The organism is Catalinimonas alkaloidigena (assembly GCF_900100765.1).
GTDB classification, from domain to species: domain Bacteria; phylum Bacteroidota; class Bacteroidia; order Cytophagales; family Flexibacteraceae; genus Mooreia; species Mooreia alkaloidigena.
Genome location: NZ_FNFO01000004.1, coordinates 604,254 through 624,114 on the forward strand (window position 1 = coordinate 604,254; position 19,861 = coordinate 624,114).

Consider the following 19,861-nt stretch of genomic DNA (forward strand, 5'->3'; position numbering starts at 1 on the left):
GTCAGTGGATCGGGTTCCGCGGAGGCTACCAACCCGGATTTTGCTTAAATTCTGCGTAGATGTTGACGTCGTCGTTCTTGAGGGGCAGCCAGTAGTGCTTGCTGCTGAAGTTGCGCTCCAGGATGACGACCTCGCGTAAGTTGACGACCCGGTTTTGGGTGGGGTCTTCCGCGTTGAACTCGCCGACCCGATCAAACTCGACGGACTTTTTGAGGGTATAGGGCTGGTCGATCAGCAGCATCCAGCGCCGCAGGTCGTTGAAGCGGTGCCCCTCGAACGCCAGCTCTACCGCCCGCTCCCGCCGCACTTCGCCCATAAAGGCCTCGAGCGATCCCAGAAACAGGTCGGCCACATGCCCGACACCGGCCCGGTCGCGCACGAAGTTGAGCGCGTCAACGGCCGTTTTGCCGTAGCCGGACACCTGCCCGGTCGGTGCGTTGAAGGCCTGCGCCGCCGCTTCGGCGTACATGAGGTAGACGTCGGACAGACGCATCCAGGGAATGTGGATGTTCAGGTTGTTGCCCCAGCCGTAGCCGTCGTCGTACTTGTTGGCCGTGATGGGGATAAACTTGTAGAGCAGATAGCCGGTGCGGCTGCCCGTCCCGATGTTGCGGTAGCTGCCGCCCGTGTAGAGATTCGCGTAGCGGTCCTGCGCCACGTCGGCGGGCATGGAACCCTGCACGCACTTGACGCCGTCGAACACGATGTCGTGGTAGAAACGGGGATCGCGCCCGCGCCACGGGTACTCCGGATCGTAGCCCGATTCGGCATCGGCCTGGGTGATGTCCGCGATGGGCAGCCCGTTAGCCATTCCGTAAAAATCGACGTAGTTGGCCGTCGGCAGGAATTTCACGTCGCCGTCGGCAATGACGGGCGCAGGCTGGTACTGCTTGCTGGTGCCCCAGTTGGAACCGTTGGCTCCGTAGTACGGTCCGCGGAAAATCGCCTCCGAGCCCCCCGGAATCTGCCAGTTCTGGCCGGTGGTGTAAAAGTTCTCGTGGTAATCGTCGAACGGCAGCAGCCGGTACGGGGCGTCGCCACTTTCGCAGAGCGCCAGCAGTTCGGCAAACGCCTCGGCCGCTTTCCGGCACAGTTCCGGATCGTAGCTCCGGTTGCCGGTCGATTCCTGGTTCATCAGCGGGCTACCGGCCCAGAGGTAGTTTTTCCCCAGGTAGCCCAGCGCCATAATCTTGTTGATGCGCAGGTCGTTTTTCCCCAGCGTGTTTCGGCCCACCGCCGTGTTGTCCCAGTGGACGGGCAGCAGGTCGGCCGCCTCCCGGAAATCCTGCGCTGCGCGTTCGGCACACTCCCGGTAGCTGAGGCGCGGCAGGGTGAGCTTCTCGTCGCTCGGCAGCACGTAGTCGATGTAAGGCAGCCCCCCGAAGTACTGCATGAACTGAAAGTGAAACCACCCTCTGAAAAAGAGCAGTTGCCCTTTGATCAGGTTTTTCTGTTCGGGCGTGGCGTCGGTCAGTTTGTCGAAGTTTTCCAGCCCGATGTTCGCTTTCCGGATGCCGTACCAGCCCATGTTCCACAGGTCTTTGGTAAAGCGGTCGTCGTTCGCCGTGGCGTTCGGGTTGTCCATCCAGCCCGCGCCCCAGCCGTCGAACTGCGACTGCCAGCCCCAGAAGTTGCCGTTGTCGATTTTGACGATCAGGTGAAAATCGCGGGCGGTCGACTGGATCTCGTCGTCGCCCCAGTTCCACGAATTGGTCCAGTAGGCGTTGGTGAAGTCCGGAATGCAGTGGTACAGTTCCTCGGTATAGCCCTGGAAGTTGGTAAAGTTCTTGAACGCCTCGTCCGGCGAAATGATGGACTCGTCCGTTTTGTCCAGGTAGTCTTCGCACGAAGCCAGGCTGAGCAGTACGCCCATCACCAAACTCCACGTCAGGAGCACGCGGGGCTTCAGCATGGTTCTTCTATCGTTTTTCATGGCAAGCGAGTTTAGAAAGTGAGATTAAGCCCCAGGTTGTAGCGCTTCACGGTCGGGTAGGCCCCCTGCGACGCCCACCCCGTTCCGGCGAAATTCGATTCGCGGTCGTCGGGCATTCGGGTCCACAAAAACAGGTTGTTCCCGTTCATGAAAATCCGCAGGCTCTCAAAGCCGGCGCGGTTGACCCACGGCGCGTCGGTCCCGAAGGTGTAGGCGATTTCTGCGTTTTTGAGGCGGAGGTACGAGCCGTCGTACATGTAGCGGTTGCCGCTCGTGTAGCCGCTCGGCGTGGACAGCCAGCGCGGCATCGGCGAGTCGGCGTTGGGGTTGTCTTTGGACCAGTAGCTGCCTTCGTCGTACACCACGTGGTTTTGCGAACTCAGGCTCGTGAGCACGACCTGGCGCGTTACGTTGTTGGTGCCGTAGAACTGCACGAAGCCACTGAAGTTTTTCCACTCAAACCCGAACGTGGCGTTGTAGGTATTTTGAGGCGCACCCGAAAAGCCGAACGGAACGTTGTCGTACGAGTCGATGATGCCGTCGGCGTTGTAGTCAATGATGAAGTAGTTGCCCGGCAGCTTCTGGTTGTCGTTGGTGTTGTGCATCGTGCTGGCGTACACCTCGTCCCAGGTATTATAGAAGCCATCGCCGACGTACGAATAAGCCTGCCCGATCTGCTTGCCTTCGGCTTTCTGATAGTCGGGCAACAGGCCGGCGTCGTCGGCGCTCAGCACCTTGTCTTTGGCGTGCGTCATGTTCAGCGTAGACCACAGGCGCAGGCCACTCCCCCACTGGTAGTTCAGGTTGACCTCCAGCTCGAAGCCCTGGTTCTGCACGCGGCCCAGGTTCGCGACGGGTGCCTGGGTGCCGTAGTACGACGGAATGGCGCGGTTGTTTCCGGCAATCAGCACGTCGGTGCGGACGTCGCGGAAAAAGTCCACGTTCCCCTTGATCAACCCGTTGAAGAGGCCGTAGTCCAACCCGAAGTTGGTTTTCTTGACCTTTTCCCAATGGACACTCTCGTTCCCCACCGAAGCTTCGCGGTACCACGTGTACGGACTGAGCGGGGCCTGTTCGCCGTTGAGGCCCAGGCGCGCCTGCCCCACGTAGCCGTTGGGTCCTCCGTAGGCCCACTGCGTCAGGTACAGCCACCGGCCGTTGATGTTGTCATCCCCGATTTCGCCGTACGACGCCCGCAGTTTGAGGAAGTCCAGCCGCGGCACCGCTTGCAGAAACGGCTCGTTGGTCAGAATCCACCCCGCCCCGCCGGACGAGAAGAACGCAAAGCGGTTTTCTTTGCTGAATTTTTCCGATCCGTTGTACGCGCCGTTGTACTCGAACATGTACTTGTTGGCGAATGCGTAGGTGGTGCGGAACACCCAGTCTTCCCGGTAGTTGGGAATCTCGCTGCCGGTGGCGTACTCGTTGCGGTTGAAAAGCCCCATCGCCGTGAGGTCGTGCTTGTCGCCCAGGGTGACCGCGTAGTTCATCTGCAACTGGTAGAAGAGTCGCCGGTACGAGGCGTAGTCCCGGACGGTGCCCGGCGTGGCGGTCCACTTGACGCCCTCCTGAAAATCGAAGCGGTTGTTGGCGTCGTAGCTGATTTTGTAGGTCTCCAGCCCGGTGACCGGGTCGATCCACTTTTGTTGCGTGTCGTTGTAGAGGTCGCTTACGCCGCGGTCGCCTTCCAGAAATTCGTTGTCCAGCGCCAGCGTCCCTTTGAAGTTCAGCCCCTTGGTGATCATGTCCAGGTTCTGGTCCAGCGTGAAGTTGGTGTTGAGGCGCGTGGTGGTCAGGAACTGAATCCCGCTGATGGCCAGGCTACGCACCGAATTTTCGGCCTTGCCCTGGTTGGGCGCATAATAGCCCCAGCTTCCGTCCGAATATTGCGGCAGGAACACATCGGGGGCGTTGCTGTAGGCGGCGATCCACATGTTATACTCGTTGCCGGTAGCGCCCCACGGACTCTTCCGGACGCCGTACGAGCCGGCCAGCCCGGCGCTCAGCGTGGTGGACGACGTGAGTTGGAAGTCGAGGTTGCTGCGCACGTTCAGGCGGTTGAATCCGTAGCCGGGCTGGTAGCCCCGGTTGTTGTCGTACTGCCGGAACAGGTCACCCTCGCGCAGGAAGTCGGCGTTCGCGAAATACTTGACAAACTTGGTTCCGCCGTTGATGTTGAGGCTGGCGTTGTACGACATCGCGTAATCTTTGAACAGCGTATTGGTCCAGTCGACGTTCGGGTAGCGCTCCATTTCCTCCACGCTGGCCGGATAGCGGTACTTGTCGATGATCGCCTGCGGCAGGTAGTCGTTCCAGCTTTCGGGGCGCAGGGCCAGTTCGTTCTCGATCACCTGGTTGCGGATGCGGAGCGCGTCGTAGGCGTCGTACTTGCCCGGCAGTTTCGAGGGGACTTTCATGGTGGTGTTGACCCGCGCGCGGATGGTGGCTTTCCCCGTTTTCCCTTTTTTGGTCGTGATCAGGATCACCCCGTTGGCCCCGCGGACGCCGTAAACGGCCGTTGCGGAGGCATCTTTCAGGACGGAAACCGATTCCACAGCGCTGATCTCGACGCTGGACATGGGCCGCTCCACCCCATCCACCAGAATAAGCGGCGAGGCGTTGTTCCAGGTACTACGGCCCCGGATGAAGATCTGCGGATCTTCTTCGCCCGGCATCCCCGTACTCGCGTTGGTGATGACGCCCGGCACGTTGCCGGTCAGGGCCGCGCCGATGCTCTGCACGTTGCCCGACCGTTCCAGGACTTTCCCGTCGGTTTGCGCAATGGCGGCGACCACCGTTTCGCGTTTTTGTTCGCCGTAGCCGACCACCACCACTTCTTCCAGCGACTTGACGTCGGTTTCCAGGGTGAGGTCCAGCGTGGTTTGCGTGCCCACCACCACTTCGCGGGCCATGTAGCCCACGGCGCTGAACACCAGCACTGATTCTTCGGAGGGAACCTCCAGGCGGTAGTTACCGTCGATGTCGGTGACGGTCCCCGTACTGGTGCCTTTGATGATGACGTTGACGCCCGGAATGCCCTCGTCTTCGTCGGCAGAGACGACCCGCCCGGTGACCACAAAGGCCTGCGGGGCGGAAACGTCGGCCGATGGAGTAGCGGGGCGCAGGCTTTCGTAGCGGAACGTTGCGGAGTGGAGAGAGGCGGAAGGCGGGTCCTCCTGCCCGGCAGCCCGCGCGGCCGACAGCCCCAGGCACGAGAGGCTCATGCTGAGGCAGGCGTACGGGCTCCATCGTAAAAATCGCAGTAGTGCTTTTTTCATGCGTATCGATGTAACTAGGTTGTTTACTTGCAGTGGATCGGCTCCTTTTCGGTCCCGCCGGTAGGCACGGGCGGTTGAAAAGGCGTAGAAATTCCGGATACACGTTCGGCGCGCTCGGTCAGAGACAACGGGGGCGTCGTCGCGTGGATTCAGAATTGGAGAAAGGCAGCAACAGCGCAGCAGAGTAACCGCCGCTTACCCCGACGGAGGTTTTTCCCGCCAGCGGCAGTCGATCGAACGGAAGAGAGGTGCGTGCATAGGTCAGTTTGTAATTCGTATTTTCTCACACCCGTCATTTGCGGGTAGCGTACATGGCAATGGTGGTGCCGGTAAAGCCGAACGAGTTGGCGGTCGACAGGTAGTGCGCGGGCACGTCCTTGCACAGGAGCGTCCACGCGCCCCCCTTGCCGAGGGCGTAGTAGAAGTCGTAGTCGGTGCCGCGCGACACCACTTTCAGGCGGAGGAGCGCTTCGTCGGCGAGGGTATCGCTGGCCAGCAGTTCAGGGGCGGCCTCACCGATTTTTTCCAGCGCAAGTTGCTTCTGGCCGTTCTGTTGCCGCACCGACAGGAAATACTGGTGGGTTTCGTCTTTGAACAGCAGCAACCCGGCGGCGTCGTGTGCGTCGGCCGGTTCGAAAAACAGCGTCGTCTCGCACTCAAACTGATGGTGCTGCATGCGCCGCGCCACAAACGCCGGGGTGTTCCGTTCCGAGGCACTCACGTCCGCGCAGCGCAGAGAGAGGTAGCCGGGATTTTCCGTCAGCGAATACAGCTCGGTGGCCGGTCCCCGCAGGGTGAACCACTCCTGCCCGAGCGTTGCCTCATCGAACTCGTCGGTCGCTTCGAAGTTGCCGAACGTCGTGGCCTCTTTCCGCTGCACGCCCGGCCGACGCACAACCAGCGGCACCCGTTCTTCGCCCTGCGTCAGGTACGGCGCGCCATCTTCGCTCCACCGGACCGGCATCAGGAACGTTTCCCGCCCGAGGTTTTCGAAGTTGCCGTCGAGGGGCCGACAGGCCAGAAACACCGCCCACCAGTCGCCTTCCGGGGTCTGGACCAGGTCGGCATGGCCCGCGCACGTCACCGGATTCGGACGGTCGGGACTCAGGTGGCGCTGCGTCAGGATCGGGTTCTGGTTCCAGGGAACAAAGGTGCCCATCGGGGCATCTCCCGAGAGGATCACTTCCGAATGGTCCGGCCCGGTGCCTCCTTCGGCCGCCATCAGCAGATACTGTCCGTTGATTTTATAGAGGTGCGGCCCTTCAATCCAGATGGGCTTTTCTTCCGGATGGATTCCCCCGTTCACCAGCATCTTGCGCGGCCCGAAGGTCCGGTCGGTTTCGGGATCAAATTGCTGCACGCGGATGGCGCGGTGGCCTTCATAGAGGGCGGGGCCGTCGGGTGCATCGTTGTTCACGATGTAGGCCTTGCCGTCGTCATCGAAAAAGAACGAGGGGTCGATGCCGTGCACGTCGGGTAGCCAGATCGGGTCCGACCAGGTGCCAAAGGGGTCTTTCGTCTTCACGAAGAAGTTGCCCCGCCGGATGTTGGTCGTAATCATGTAGTAGGTCTGGTTGTGCGGATTGTAGCTGATGGCCGGCGCGAAAATGCCTTCGCTGACCCGCTGCCCATCCAGCGGCAGTTGCTCGGGTCGGTCCAGCACGTGGCCGATCTGCGTCCAGTTGACCAGGTCGCGGCTGTGGAAAATCGGCACGCCGGGGTAGTACGAAAAGCTGGAGGTGACCAGAAAGTAGTCTTCGCCGTTGGTGCAAATGCTGGGGTCCGAGTTCCAGCCCGGCAGAATGGGGTTGTAAAAGTAGTCGGGACCGGGCAACGGGTGTTGCGCATAGAACTCGTCTTTCCCGGCGTAGGTAAAGCGGTCGAAATGCGCCACCGACTTTTCGGTGGGAACGTTGCTTTTGCGGCTGGCAATATCCGACCGGCACGCCCCCATCCCCCCACAAGCCAGGAGTAAAACGAGAAGACCGGAACCAGCGTGGCGTAAAAATTTCTCCATCGAGAGTTTCGCAATTGGTTGAAAACGTAAGCGTGCCGCCCGTTGGGCACAAAGTGATCGTAGGCCTAAGGCAGCGAGGCAGTGCGCCCTGAGCGACACCGGAAGGCAGGCTTCGCCCTGAGCGGAAGGTCCGGGGTGCAGCGGATACTGCACCCCGGTCTTCACAAACAACCTATCCTATAATCGCAGTTAGAGTAATGCTATGTCTGGTGTTATGGCTGGCGTCCAGTGCCGCTTCGTAGCCTGTGCATGACCGGCCTACCCCGCGGTGCGGGGACGCCGAGCACGTCAGGTATCGTATGGAAACGGAATGTGTACTGCCGGATGAAGCGAGGTCTGGCATGGCAGCAATTTCTTCCGGCGGGAGGTCGCTTCGACAGAGTAAGAAGCGACGGTGTGTAGCGTGAGCATGGTGGTAACGTGGGTGTCGTGTAAGGTCGTTGTCGTACGGTACGGAAGGCTGTTGTTGTTCGAAGCGTTGTCGAACTAAGGGTTCCTCCGCGCACCGTGGAAACAAATCTAGTGCGCTTGATCAGAAGGTCCGCATCGGCAGGTTACACGCTCTTACACACAGGTAACATGCGGACGCTGCGACGTTACATATCGTTACACTGAGGTTACATACCCCCGTTTGGCGCGCAGAAACGCACTTTTTGCTGTAACCCTACTGGATGAGGAAGCGTCTGCACGTTGACGCCATTTGAGTCGGCTGTCGCTGTGCTACCCCAAAAACGAGAGGCTCCTTGGCAGCACCGGAGTTGAATCCAGTACGCCCGAAGAGCCCTTAAAAAATACTTGATTCGGATGGTGCTGCGCGATTCAGAAAAGAAAGCTTCCGGACGTTGGCGGCGCACAGCAACCGCACCGCTACAAACGCGTGACGTTGGGAGCGCTGGCTTCCGAGTCCAGGTGCGTCTCCCGGTAGTGGGTGGGCGACATGCCGTACAAGTCTTTGAAGGCGTTGGAAAAATAAGCGGGATTGGTGAAGCCTACGGCAAAGGCCACCTCCGATACGTTCAGCGGCTTGGAAGCGAGCAGCGTGGCGGCCTGTTGCAGCCGGATGTTGCGCATCAAATCACTGGTCGACTGGTTGGTCAGTTCCTTCAATTTGCGGTGCAGGTGGACCCGGCTGATGCCGATCTGGCTCGCGATCATCTCCACGCTCAGCGCAGGATTGGCCAGTTGCTCGTTCATGATGTCCATGAACTTCTTCAGCAGCTTTTCGTCGGCCGACTTCAGTTCCACCTTGTGCACTTTGTCCTTCTGCTGTTGGTTGCCGCTGAAACTGTTGCGCAACAGCGCCCGGTTCTGAATCAGGTTCTGCACCGTCACTTTCAGCATGTCCAGGTTGAAAGGCTTCACCAGGTAAGCGTCCGCACCGATGCCCAGCCCTTCGAGGTTGTCTTCTTCTTCGGAGCGGGCCGTCAGCAGCACGACCGGTGCGTGGTTGATGTTGACGTTCTGTTTGATTTTGCGGCAGAGCGTAATGCCATCCATCTCCGGCATCATCACGTCGCTGATGATCAGGTCGGGGCGTTTGCTCAGCGCCAGCGTCAGGGCTTCGCGGCCGTTGGCACTTTCCAGCACGGTATAGTCGGTGGCGAGTTCGCGGCAGAGGTAGCGGCGTATTTCGGCATCGTCGTCGACGACCAGTACGCGTCGCTTTGTGGTTGCCTTACCCTTGGTCGACCCAGCCGACGGGCCGAACGGAGCCACGACCGGCACGAGGGGTTGCGGTTTCGGTCGGGCGGAGGGGCGATTTTCCCGTTCTGCGCTCGACAGGTGCTCGCTGCCCAGCGGCAGCTTGATCCGAAAGCGACACCCCTGCCCGTCGGCGTTGTTTTCGGCCTGAATGGTGCCGTGGTGCAGTTGCACGAGCGAGCGCGTCAGGTGCAGCCCGATGCCGGTTCCGGGTTGGGCCGAAGACGCCGGGCCCTGGTAGAAACATTCGAAAACGGTTTCCAGCGCGTGCTCGGGAATGCCCGGACCGCTGTCGGACACCACAATTTCCACGTAGCGCCGGAAGCCCGTGCCGGGTTGGGTGTCTTCGCCGGTCGAAAGCGCCACCGCGACCGTGCCACGCTCCGGCGTAAACTTGAAGGCGTTGGCCAGTACGTTGATCATCACCTTGTCGAAATGATCGGGGTCTACCCACACCGGCACTTCCTCGACGGCAGGCAGAAAGGTGAAACGCAGGTGATGCGACTGCGCCTGCTCTTCGAACAGCGCACAGATGTCGCGCAGGTACTGCACCATCTCTCTCTCCTGAAAGCGGAGTTGCATCTGCCCCTTGTCGATTTTCCGGACGTCCATCAGTTGGTTGATCAGCCGCAGAATGCGCTCGGAATTGCGGTGCATGGTGTCGTAATCCTGCCGCCGCTCGCGGTCGTCGTCGGCCGTCATCAGCTTTTTGAGCGGACTGATGATCAGCGACATGGGCGTGCGGATCTCGTGGGCGATGTTGATGAAAAACTGCAGCTTCGCTTCGTTGATCTGCTTGGCGTGCAGGTGTTCGCGCATTTTTTGCCGGGTGCGTTGCCGCTGCCGTACCTGTTGCACCACCAGCAGGGCAATCAGGAACAGCAGTGCGCCGTAGCCCACGTTGGCCCAGGTGGAAAAATACCACGGCGGGGCGATGACAATCTGGATTTCTTTCGGCGCCGAGTAGGTGGTGTAGTCTTTGGCCTTCACCCGGAAGCGATACGTGCCGGGGGCCAGGTTGGTAAACGTCACGTTGTCGGTGCCGGGCCGCAGCGCCACCCAGTCGCCGTCGTCCATGGCGTAGAGGTAGGTAATGCGCTCGGGGTTGTAAAATTCCAGCGCGGAAAATTCGAGGGTAAAGGCGTTGTCTTTGTGCGACAGGTGAAACGTTTCCGCGTTCATCACCGACGTGTTGATGATTTCCCGGTTGCCCGAGCGGCTGCCTTTGTGAATGGGCTGGTCGTGCAGGTAGAAGCCCGCGATGCGCACATGCAGTTCTTTGGCCTGGTCGATGATCTCGTCCGGATAGAAGTAGGTGATGCCGTTGAGTCCGCCGAATACGAGCTGCCCTTCCGGCCCCATGAAGGCCGCCCCCAGGCTGAATTCGTTGCCCTGCACGCCATCCTGCGCGTAATAGTTGATGAACTGGCGTTCGCGGAGCGAGAATTTGGAGATGCCGTGGTTGGTGCCCATCCACAGGTTACCGGCCGGATCGCCGACGAGCGATTTGATCACGTCGCTGGGCAGTCCGTCGTCCTGGGTATAGACTGACAGTTGATGCGTATCCCGATCGATGTACGCCAGGCCCTCTTCGGTGCCCATCCAGATCGTGCCCTGGGCATCTTCGTGAAACGCGTAAACAATGTGGCCGGACAGCAGGCGGTTGGTCCCGTAGGTGGACGTAAAGCTCTGGGTAGCCAGGTCCAGACACCCGAAGCCGTCGAACGTCCCGATGTATAGTTTTTCGTCGGGCGTCAGCAGCAGCGTGTTGATCCAGCTGTTGTGCAGCACGTTCGTTTCGGGGCGGTACTGTTCGCCGCTTACGGCCTCGTACTGTGTGACCTTTTCCGTCGTCAGGTTCATGCAGAAAAGCCCCGCGCCCATCGTGCCGATCCAGAGGTTTTTCCGGGCATCTTCCACCAGGTGAAAAATGCGGGGCGGCTGCAGCGCGTGGCTGAGCCGGTCGTTGACGTACGTGCACACGCCCGTTTCGCGGTTCAGTTTCGCCAGCCCATTCTGGTACGATCCCAGCCAGAGCGTCCGGTCAGAATCTTCGAAGATGCACATGATGGTGGCAGGCACGGCATGGGCCTGTGACGAGGGGGCAAAATGCGCCTTCACTTTCCCGTCCGGAGCGATGCCGTACAGCCCGTCGCCGTCGGTGCCGACCCACAACGTGCCCGCGTGATCTTTGTAGACCGACATGACGTTGCTCGACCCGATGAGGTTGCGGCTGACCGATTTGTAGCCGATGTAGCGGAAGTTGTTCGTCATGGCCGGAAGCAGCATCACGCCTTTCTGGTAAATGCCGATCCAGAGGTTGCCGGCCTGGTCTTCCAGCACGGTGCTGACCTTCGTCTTGGTGAAATCGAACGTTGAAACGTGAAACGCCTCGTCGCTGATTTTTTGCTGCCCAACGTCGTACACCTTCAGGCCTTCGCCCTCGGTGCCCAGGTACAGGTGGCCTTCGCGGCCCAGGTACAGGGTGTTGATCGGCAGGCGGGTATTCGTCGGGGCCGCAACGGGGCGGAACTGATCGGCGTCCGGCGCATACGCGTAGAGTCCGTTCAGGGTGCCGGCATAGACGGTTCCGGCCCGGTCCTGGCAAATGCTGGAGAGGGTATGGCGGAGGTGCTCCTGCTGGCGGAAGTACGTGTCGACGTGGCCGTTCGGGCGGAGGCAGGTCAGGCCGTTGTCTTGCGTGGCGACCCACAGGTTTTGCGCCTGGTCTTCGAACAGGTCACGAATCAGCATGCTCCCGACCGGCAACCGAAGCTGCCGCCCCACCCACCGGTCCTGTTCCTGTTTAAGGGAAAAAATGCCGTGTCCGGACGTAGCGATCAGGACTTCGCCGTTGCGTCGTTCCAGCATGGCGGTGACGTGCGCCTTGTAATCCGCCCCACCTTCCAGCAGCAGCGGAACGCGGCGGAACGTGTCGGTTGCGCAGTCGTACTGTTGCAAGCCGTTATAGAACCCAATGAAGAAGTTTCCCCGGCTGTCTTCAAACAGCATGTGCACTTGGTTGTGCGACAGCGAGGTGGTATCGCCGATGCGGTGCTTGTAGAGGGTGAACTTGGCGCCGTCGTAGCGGTTCAGACCGTCTTCCGTGGCAATCCAGATGATGCGGTTGTGGTCCTGGTGAATGTCCCGGACCAGGCTGTTGGAAAGCTCCTGATCGGCCGAGAAGAGTTTGCCCGGTTGTGCAAACCCGGTCAAGGACCATCCCAGCAGAAAAATCGTCAGTACGTAGCGGTGTATCACAGGCGGTGGTGGAGGCTGAGAAACAAAATAATTCTATAAAGTAACTAATTTGAACAAGGTTGCGCGAAATCTTTGCAAGAAAAACTGCCGCGCGACGGCCTTACGGCCTCGTCAACGGTACACGCTGCAACGGGCGACAAGTTTGTGCAGCACGTCCTTCCCCGCGCCTATGCCCAAAAGCGGCTCACCGCCCCCACCTGCCCGAAGGAATGATTGTTTGAAAATCGTAATTTATCCTTTGAAAATCGTTACGGAATCCTGCACAAAAGCGTGTCCTTTGTATACGTTCAATCACCCTTATGTAGAGGAGAATGCCGTCAACAACAACCTACCACATCGTAAAAATCAGTACCCTGTTCGTTTGGTTTGTCGCCCTGGCCCCGTTTGCTTTTGCGCAACCTGCAGAAGATGTCGCCCGCATCAGCCACTTTGCCGGTAAAGTCATCACGACCCACAACGGCATTTCGCTGGTGCCTTCGTTTTCGCTCGACAAACCGGCCGTGCTGTTCAACCTGTCGATCGGCGGTCCGCGCCTGACGTTCGAGCCCGACATCCGGTTCGCGCTGGAAGGCAAACCCTGGTCGTTTCTGTTCTGGTGGCGCTACAAAGCGATTCAGCACGAGAAGTTTTCCCTGCGGGTGGGGATGCACCCGGCACTAAATTTCCGGACCATTCCGCTGGATGTCAACGGCGGGGCCACGCAGATCATGGAGGCGCGGCGGTTCCTGGCCGGCGAGCTTTCGCCCACGTACGCCCTCACGAAACACATCAGCGTGGGGCCGTATTACCTGTACTCGCGCGGGCTGGACCGCAGCCAGACACACACACACTTTCTGGTATTGAACACCGCTTTTACGAACCTCCCGCTCTCGAAAGATGTATCCATCAGTATATTCCCGAACGTGTATTACCTGAAGATGGACGCGCTGGATGGCTTCTACGTCTCCTCCACGCTGCGGCTGGCCAAGCGGGATTTCCCGCTTTCGCTCGAGTCGGTCCTGAACAAAATCATTCGGTCGGAGATTTTACCCGAGCGGGATTTCGTCTGGAATGTTTCGCTGGTGTACTCGTTCAACCAGCAGTTTGTACCGTATCGCCCTCAATTTTAAAACCCCGGGGCCTTGCCGTCCCGATAAACGAACTACTGCATGTCCGATAAACCAGAAACGCTGGAAGAGCTCTACAAACGGAAGTTCAACTGGGTGCCGGATTCGCTGCGGAAAGAAATGGGACATTTCAATGTGTTTCCGCTCGACCCGTTCGTGGGGGAGCGCGCACAGCCCGTGCCCTACATCAAGCGCGATTATTACAAAATCATGCTGGCGATCGGCAGCAGCCAGGTGCACTATGCCGACAAGGTGGTGGACGTGAAAAAACAGGCCCTGTCGTTCTCGCACCCGCAGATTCCCTACAAATGGGAGCACAACCGCATCCGCCGCGGCTTTTTCTGCATCTTCGACCAGCACTTTTTTCACAACTTCGGTGACCTGAACCAGTACGAGGTGTTTCAGCCGAACGGCACGCACCTTTTCGAACTGACCGACGAACAGGTCGCACAGGTGACGGCGGTGTACGAGCGCATGTTTGCCGAAATCGACTCCGATTACCTGTATAAATACGACGTATTGCGGACGCTGGTGTTCGAGCTGTTGCACTTCGCGCTGAAAATGCAACCCTCCTCGACGTTCGACAAACAGCCGATCAACGCTTCGCAGCGCATTTCCACCCTGTTTCTGGAGCTGTTGGAGCGGCAGTTTCCGCTGGACGATACGCACCAGCGGGTCAACCTGCGCACCGCCTCTGACTTTGCCGGGCAGCTCAACATCCACGTTAATCACCTGAACCGGGCCGTCAAAGAAATTACACAGAAGACCACCTCGCAACTGATTGCCGAACGGATTGTGCAGGAATCCAAGGTGCTACTGAAAGACAGCAGTTGGAACGTCTCTGAAATTGCTTACGCGCTGGGGTTTACGGAAACGACCCACTTCAACAATTTTTTCAAAAAACACATGCAACGCAGCCCCTTGCAGTACCGGAAGGCCTGAGTTGCAAGAGCGGCCCGCCGGGCCTCGGCACCACCGCACACACACGTATCATTCAACCCGTAACGATCATGATGCAGACACGCACATTAGGAAACACACAACTGGAAGTCTCGGCCCTTGGGCTGGGATGCATGGGCATGAGTTTTGGCTACGGCCCGGCCAAAGATGCTTCGGAAATGATTGCGCTGATTCGCGCAGCCGTCGAACAGGGCGTCACCTTTTTCGACACCGCCGAAGTGTACGGCCCCTTTACCAACGAGGAGCTGGTCGGCCAGGCCCTGGAGCCGTTTAAAGGGAAGGTGGTAATCGCTACCAAATTCGGATTCAACATCGAAAACGGGAAGATGAACGGCGTCAACAGCCGCCCCGACAACATCCGCCGCGTGGCCGAAGCCTCGATGAAGCGCCTGCGCGTCGACGTGCTGGACCTGTTTTACCAACACCGTGTGGACCCCAACGTGCCGATCGAGGACGTGGCCGGTACCGTGCAGGACCTGATTCGGGAAGGCAAGGTGAAGCATTTCGGCCTGTCGGAGGCCGGAGCGCAGACCATTCGCCGGGCACACGCCGTGCAGCCGGTGACGGCCCTGCAAAGCGAATATTCGCTCTGGACACGCCAACACGAGCGCGAGATTCTCCCTACCATCGAAGAACTGGGCATCGGCCTGGTGGCCTACAGCCCACTCGGCAAAGGTTTCCTGGCCGGAAAGATTGACGAGAACACGCGGTTTGCCGAAGGCGACATCCGCAACACCCTGCCGCGCTATACGGAAGAGGCGCGCGTGGCCAACAAGGCACTGCTGGACCTGTTGCAGCAATTCGCCGCCCAGAAGCGCGTCAACGGTGCACCGGCCACTCCGGCACAGATCGCCCTGGCCTGGGTGCTGGCCCAGAAACCCTGGATCGTGCCCATTCCGGGTACGACCAAGGCGCATCGGCTGACCGAAAACATCGGAGCAGCCCAGATCACGCTGACGCCGGAAGAATTACAACAGATCGAAGACGCCTCAGCCCACATCGAAGTTGTAGGCAACCGGTACACAGAAGCGATGGAAAAGGCAACGGGCCTGTAATCCGCCGCACAAACGTAACGAACGACAGGCAAGCCGGTCATCGGAGGGAACACCTCGGACGACCGGCTTTTTCTTTGCAGTAGGCGCCGGCCCGCCCTGAGATCGGAAAAAATAATTTCAGCGAGCCGGAATCTCGAAAGGAGGTTATAGGCGTTCCTCTATACGATAAACGGCAACATAGATTTTATCTATCAGAGGATAGATTTTTAGAATTGGCAAATGGTTGATGACTGCCCCAAAAACGCATAGTTTAGGACTTCGCTTAGCAGTAAATGATATTGATTATCAACCTATTCATCAATGGAACATCCTAAAAAAACCAGTAAAGACTCAAACCATAAGGTTTGGGACGTAAACGAATCGAGCAAGTGCCCCTTCATGGGCGGTGCCGTAGACTTCACCGCGGGCAGCGGTACGTCGAACCGTGACTGGTGGCCCAATCAGTTGAACCTGAAAATTTTGCGGCAGCACTCGTCGTTGTCCGACCCAATGGGTCAGAAGTTCGACTACGCCGAAGCCTTCAAGTCGCTCGATCTGCAGGCGGTGAAGGAAGACCTTTACCAACTGATGACCGATTCGCAGGACTGGTGGCCGGCCGACTACGGTCACTACGGACCGCTGTTCATCCGGATGGCCTGGCACAGTGCCGGTACGTACCGCATCGCCGACGGCCGCGGGGGTGCCAGCAGCGGCACGCAACGTTTCGCGCCGCTCAACAGCTGGCCCGATAACGCCAACCTCGACAAAGCGCGCCGGTTGCTCTGGCCGATCAAACAGAAATACGGCAATAAAATTTCGTGGGCCGACCTGATGATTCTCGCCGGAAACTGCGCCTTGGAATCGATGGGCTTCAAAACGTTCGGGTTCGGCGGTGGCCGGGCAGACGTCTGGGAACCTGAGGAGGACATCTACTGGGGTTCGGAAGGCGAATGGCTCGGCACAAAAGAGCGTTACGCCAAGGGCCAACTGGAAAGCCCCCTGGGCGCTTCGACCATGGGCCTGATTTACGTAAACCCGGAAGGACCGGAAGGCAACCCTGACCCGATGGGCGCAGCGCAGCACATCCGGGAAACGTTCGGACGGATGGCCATGGACGACTACGAAACCGTCGCCCTGATTGCCGGAGGGCACACGTTCGGGAAAACCCACGGTGCCGCCGATCCTGCCAAATATGTAGAAGCGGAACCTGAAGGCGCCAGCATCGTGGAGCAAGGGTTTGGCTGGCGAAACAACTACGGCAGCGGGAACGCCGCCGACACCATCACCAGCGGCTTGGAAGGTGCCTGGACCACCACGCCTACGCAGTGGAGCAACAACTATTTCGAAAACCTGTTCGGCTACGAGTGGGAACTGACCAAGAGCCCGGCCGGTGCCTACCAGTGGATTCCGAAAGACGGAGCCGGGGCCGATCTGGTACCCGATGCGCACGATCCGTCCAAGCGCCACGCGCCATTCATGCTGACGACCGACCTGGCCCTGAAAGTAGACCCGGCGTACGAGAAAATTTCCCGTCGTTTCTACGAAAATCCAGAAGAGTTCGCCGACGCGTTTGCCCGGGCGTGGTTCAAACTGACCCACCGCGACATGGGACCGCTGACGCGCTACCTCGGCCCTGAAGTGCCTTCTGAAGAGCTGATTTGGCAAGACCCGATTCCTACCGTTACGTACGAGCCCATCAACGACGAAGACGTAGCTACGCTCAAGGAGAAAATCAAAAGCTCGGGACTGAGCGTGTCGCAACTGGTGTCGACTGCCTGGGCCTCGGCCTCTACCTTCCGCAACTCCGACAAGCGCGGCGGTGCCAATGGTGCCCGCATCCGTCTGGAGCCGCAAAAAGGATGGGAAGTTAACAACCCAGCGCAACTCGGGCAGGTCATTCAGACGCTGGAAGGCATTCAGGAAGAGTTCAACAACGCGCAGGGGGGTAAGCAGGTTTCGCTGGCCGACCTGATCGTGCTGGGAGGATGCGTCGGCGTTGAGCAAGCTGCGAAAAACGCTGGTCACGACATCAGCGTCCCGTTCGCACCGGGTCGCGCCGATGCTTCACAGGAGCAGACCGATACGCAAGCCTTTGCCATTCTGGAGCCGAACGCCGATGCTTTCCGCAACTACGTACGCGGTCGGGAAGATCTTTCCGTATCGGCCGAGGAGATGATGGTGGACCGGTCGCAACTGCTGAGCCTCACGCCGCCGGAAATGACGGTGTTGCTGGGTGGCATGCGGGTGTTGAACACCAACTACGACCAGTCGAAGCACGGGGTCTTCACGGATCGTCCGGAAACCCTGACCAACGACTTCTTCGTGAATCTGCTCGACCTGAACACCACGTGGAAGTCTACCTCAGACACCGAAACGCTGTTTGAGGGTCGCGATCGTTCGAGCGGTGAAGTGAAGTGGACAGCCACACGCGTCGACCTCGTCTTCGGTTCAAACTCCGAACTGCGCGCACTCGCCGAAGTATACGCCTGCTCCGACTCGCAAGAGAAATTCTTGAACGATTTCGTAGCGGTGTGGAACAAGGTGATGAACCTCGACCGCTTCGATCTGGCATAATGCCCGTTTGGGCTAACGCCTAAAACCGTTAAAACCTAAAAAGGTGGCCTATTAGTAGGCCACCTTTTTTTATGTTCTTTGAGGAGTAATGGCGCGTTTCAGAAGCCCACTTCTCCGCCCACCGGCCGGATAACCGTGCCTGATGAAGGACTTATCGCATTCGCGCTTGTCTACTCAAAAACAAATCAAACTCTCTCATTCGGTCTGCCGTTTTTTGAGGGCGAACGTGCTCAACGCCTCAACGGGAGAAAGATCTTTTGAAGTTTGCTTTTGGACTGACCTAAAAGATCGCAGTGGACGTTTGGGTCCACTGCGATTCATTATGTATGGCCTTTACCAGCCGTTGATTTGCTCGGCGGCCGGGTTTTTGTCGATCTCTTCCTGCGGAATGGGCAACACGTACAACTTCGAAGGAAAGGCGCGCGTCTCAAAATCGTACCGGTTGTAGGTCACGGAACCGTCGGCGTTTTTCTCGATTTTCATCCCTTGCAGCGGGCCGTTCAAAAGCGACTCCGCAATGCGCCACCGCCGAATGTCGAAAAAGCGGTGCTCTTCAAACGCCAGTTCCACCCTTCGCTCATGCCGGATTCTCTCGCGCATCTGGTCTTGCGACAAACCCTGCGGCAGCGGGGGCATGTCGACACCGGGACGGGCACGGATCGCATTGATGGCCTCGTAGACGGTGCCGTCCGGGCCGGAGGCTTCGTTTTTTGCTTCGGCGTAATTCAGCAGCACTTCGGCGTAGCGGACAAAAATCCAGTCCTGATCGCTGGATTGCGAGTAGATCACCAAGTCTTCGTTGTGGAATTTGCGAGTGAAATAGCCCGTCACCATAAAATCTGCATCGCGTCCGCCCTCAAACAGCTCCACTTCGCGCCCCCGGAAAGTAGCACCGTTGTGCACCACCGTGGCTTCGAACCGCGGGTCCAGGTTCTCGTAAGGCTTTTCGGGATCGTACAGCGGCGAGGCCGTCTGGGGCAATCCGTCGGTCATCTCATACGAATCCACGAAATTCTGCGTGGGGAGATTGCCGCCCCAGCCGGCATCCGTCGGTCCTTTGAACGAAGGCGGTGTGTTGTAGACGTCCCACCCGGCCCCGGCCGTTCCTCCGGCATTGGTTTGGTGGTGTTTGTCCGGGAACCGGAATTTCTTCGCGAAAATGATTTCGTCGTTGTTTTTCGTGAGAAACAAGGTGCGGTAATCGGGAAACAACGTGTAAGGCATGTTCATTACTTCCTGGGCGGCATTGGCGGCCGCTTCCCACTGCTCATCGTACAACAGGACCCGGCTTTTCAGCGCCTTTGCGGCCCCCGACGTGGCCCGTCCCTCTTCTATCCCACCCTTCTCCGGCAGTATGCTGGCGGCCTTGTCCAGATCACTGATGATGAAGCTGACCACGTCGGCATACGTGGCGCGCGGAATCTGCAAGTTGTCGTCCAGCGTCAGGCTTTCGCTGATCAGGGGCACGCCGGTGGGTTCGCCCCCGGCCGACCTCAGCCCGAACAGCCGCAACAGCTCGTGGTACATGAAGCCTCTCAAAAAGTAGACTTCTCCTTTCAGGCGCGTGCTCAGCTCTTCGTCGTCGAGGCGATCCAGGTTTTCCAGCGCCACGTTCGCCTTCCGAATCAGGCGGTAGTACGTAGGCCACATGGTGTTTCCCCAGGGCACGTACGAGGGCAGAAAATTGCCCGTCTGCAACTGGGTAGAATGCGTCCATCCCATCGAAACGTCGGCATCGTCGCTCGCGCCGTCAAGCAGGTACAGTCCTTTCGCCCAGTTGTCGTAGTTGCGATCGAATCCGGAAGGCATGTCGCCGTAAATGCCGTTCACAAACTGAATGGCCCCCTGCGGATCGGACCATACGGTTTCTTCCGTGAGGGAGTCTTTCGGAATCTGATCGAGAATATCCTGATTACAACTCAGGAGCAGCGCCGCGGCAAAGAACAGGACGGCAGCTTTTATCGGGTTGGTGGTTTTTATAGTCATCTCGGTAATTG

10 protein-coding genes are annotated in these 19,861 nt (G+C 58.9%); 5 read left to right on the forward strand and 5 right to left on the reverse strand.

Annotated features, from left to right (window positions below; all coding sequences use genetic code 11):
- Positions 1-25: 25 nt before the first annotated feature.
- From BLR44_RS13300 to BLR44_RS13315, 4 genes are all read right to left on the reverse strand, one after another.
- Positions 26-1,933 carry a RagB/SusD family nutrient uptake outer membrane protein gene (locus tag BLR44_RS13300; RefSeq protein WP_089682604.1) on the reverse strand — a complete coding sequence of 636 codons (1,908 nt, stop codon included), beginning with the start codon at positions 1,931-1,933 and terminating at the stop codon, positions 26-28.
- An 11-nt stretch (positions 1,934-1,944) separates the two neighbouring features.
- Complete coding sequence (locus tag BLR44_RS13305) at positions 1,945-5,211, reverse strand: SusC/RagA family TonB-linked outer membrane protein (protein ID WP_245706051.1); 3,267 nt, start codon at positions 5,209-5,211, stop codon at positions 1,945-1,947.
- Positions 5,212-5,503: 292 nt separating this feature from the next.
- Entirely contained in the window at positions 5,504-7,228 is a 1,725-nt protein-coding gene (locus BLR44_RS13310) for a glycoside hydrolase family 43 protein (protein ID WP_089682606.1), read from the reverse strand.
- An 867-nt stretch (positions 7,229-8,095) separates the two neighbouring features.
- Positions 8,096-12,190, reverse strand: coding sequence for a hybrid sensor histidine kinase/response regulator transcription factor (locus tag BLR44_RS13315; protein WP_218127066.1), 4,095 nt, complete (start codon positions 12,188-12,190; stop codon positions 8,096-8,098).
- A 72-nt stretch (positions 12,191-12,262) separates the two neighbouring features.
- Here BLR44_RS13315 and BLR44_RS28885 point away from each other — a divergent pair, with 72 nt between their 5' ends.
- The 5 genes from BLR44_RS28885 to katG all read left to right on the forward strand — a co-directional run bounded on the left by BLR44_RS28885 (position 12,263) and on the right by katG (position 17,864).
- Positions 12,263-12,403 carry a hypothetical protein gene (locus tag BLR44_RS28885; RefSeq protein WP_176956029.1) on the forward strand — a complete coding sequence of 47 codons (141 nt, stop codon included), beginning with the start codon at positions 12,263-12,265 and terminating at the stop codon, positions 12,401-12,403.
- Between the two features lie 98 nt (positions 12,404-12,501).
- On the forward strand, positions 12,502-13,299 hold the full coding sequence (locus BLR44_RS13320) for a hypothetical protein (protein WP_089682608.1): 798 nt from the start codon (positions 12,502-12,504) through the stop codon (positions 13,297-13,299).
- Between the two features lie 39 nt (positions 13,300-13,338).
- The gene (locus tag BLR44_RS13325; RefSeq protein WP_089682611.1) at positions 13,339-14,238 is read left to right on the forward strand and encodes a helix-turn-helix domain-containing protein; all 900 of its coding nucleotides are present in this window, start codon (positions 13,339-13,341) and stop codon (positions 14,236-14,238) included.
- 71 nt (positions 14,239-14,309) lie between these two features.
- Positions 14,310-15,311 carry an aldo/keto reductase gene (locus tag BLR44_RS13330; protein ID WP_089682863.1) on the forward strand — a complete coding sequence of 334 codons (1,002 nt, stop codon included), beginning with the start codon at positions 14,310-14,312 and terminating at the stop codon, positions 15,309-15,311.
- Between the two features lie 300 nt (positions 15,312-15,611).
- Positions 15,612-17,864, forward strand: coding sequence for a catalase/peroxidase HPI (katG, locus tag BLR44_RS13335; protein ID WP_089682613.1), 2,253 nt, complete (start codon positions 15,612-15,614; stop codon positions 17,862-17,864).
- 333 nt (positions 17,865-18,197) lie between these two features.
- On the opposite strand, the gene BLR44_RS13340 is transcribed toward katG, so the two are convergent.
- Entirely contained in the window at positions 18,198-19,850 is a 1,653-nt protein-coding gene (locus BLR44_RS13340; protein ID WP_089682615.1) for a RagB/SusD family nutrient uptake outer membrane protein, read from the reverse strand.
- Positions 19,851-19,861 lie beyond the last annotated feature (11 nt).

Coding starts and splice junctions, on each gene's coding strand:
- BLR44_RS13300 (WP_089682604.1), bottom strand. CDS start 1,933: ATGAAAAACGATAGAAGAACCATGCTGAAGCCCCGCGTGCTCCTGACG.
- BLR44_RS13305 (WP_245706051.1), bottom strand. CDS start 5,211: ATGAAAAAAGCACTACTGCGATTTTTACGATGGAGCCCGTACGCCTGC.
- katG (WP_089682613.1), top strand. CDS start 15,612: ATGGAACATCCTAAAAAAACCAGTAAAGACTCAAACCATAAGGTTTGG.
- BLR44_RS13320 (WP_089682608.1), top strand. CDS start 12,502: ATGCCGTCAACAACAACCTACCACATCGTAAAAATCAGTACCCTGTTC.
- BLR44_RS13340 (WP_089682615.1), bottom strand. CDS start 19,850: ATGACTATAAAAACCACCAACCCGATAAAAGCTGCCGTCCTGTTCTTT.
- BLR44_RS13330 (WP_089682863.1), top strand. CDS start 14,310: ATGCAGACACGCACATTAGGAAACACACAACTGGAAGTCTCGGCCCTT.
- BLR44_RS13310 (WP_089682606.1), bottom strand. CDS start 7,228: ATGGAGAAATTTTTACGCCACGCTGGTTCCGGTCTTCTCGTTTTACTC.
- BLR44_RS13325 (WP_089682611.1), top strand. CDS start 13,339: ATGTCCGATAAACCAGAAACGCTGGAAGAGCTCTACAAACGGAAGTTC.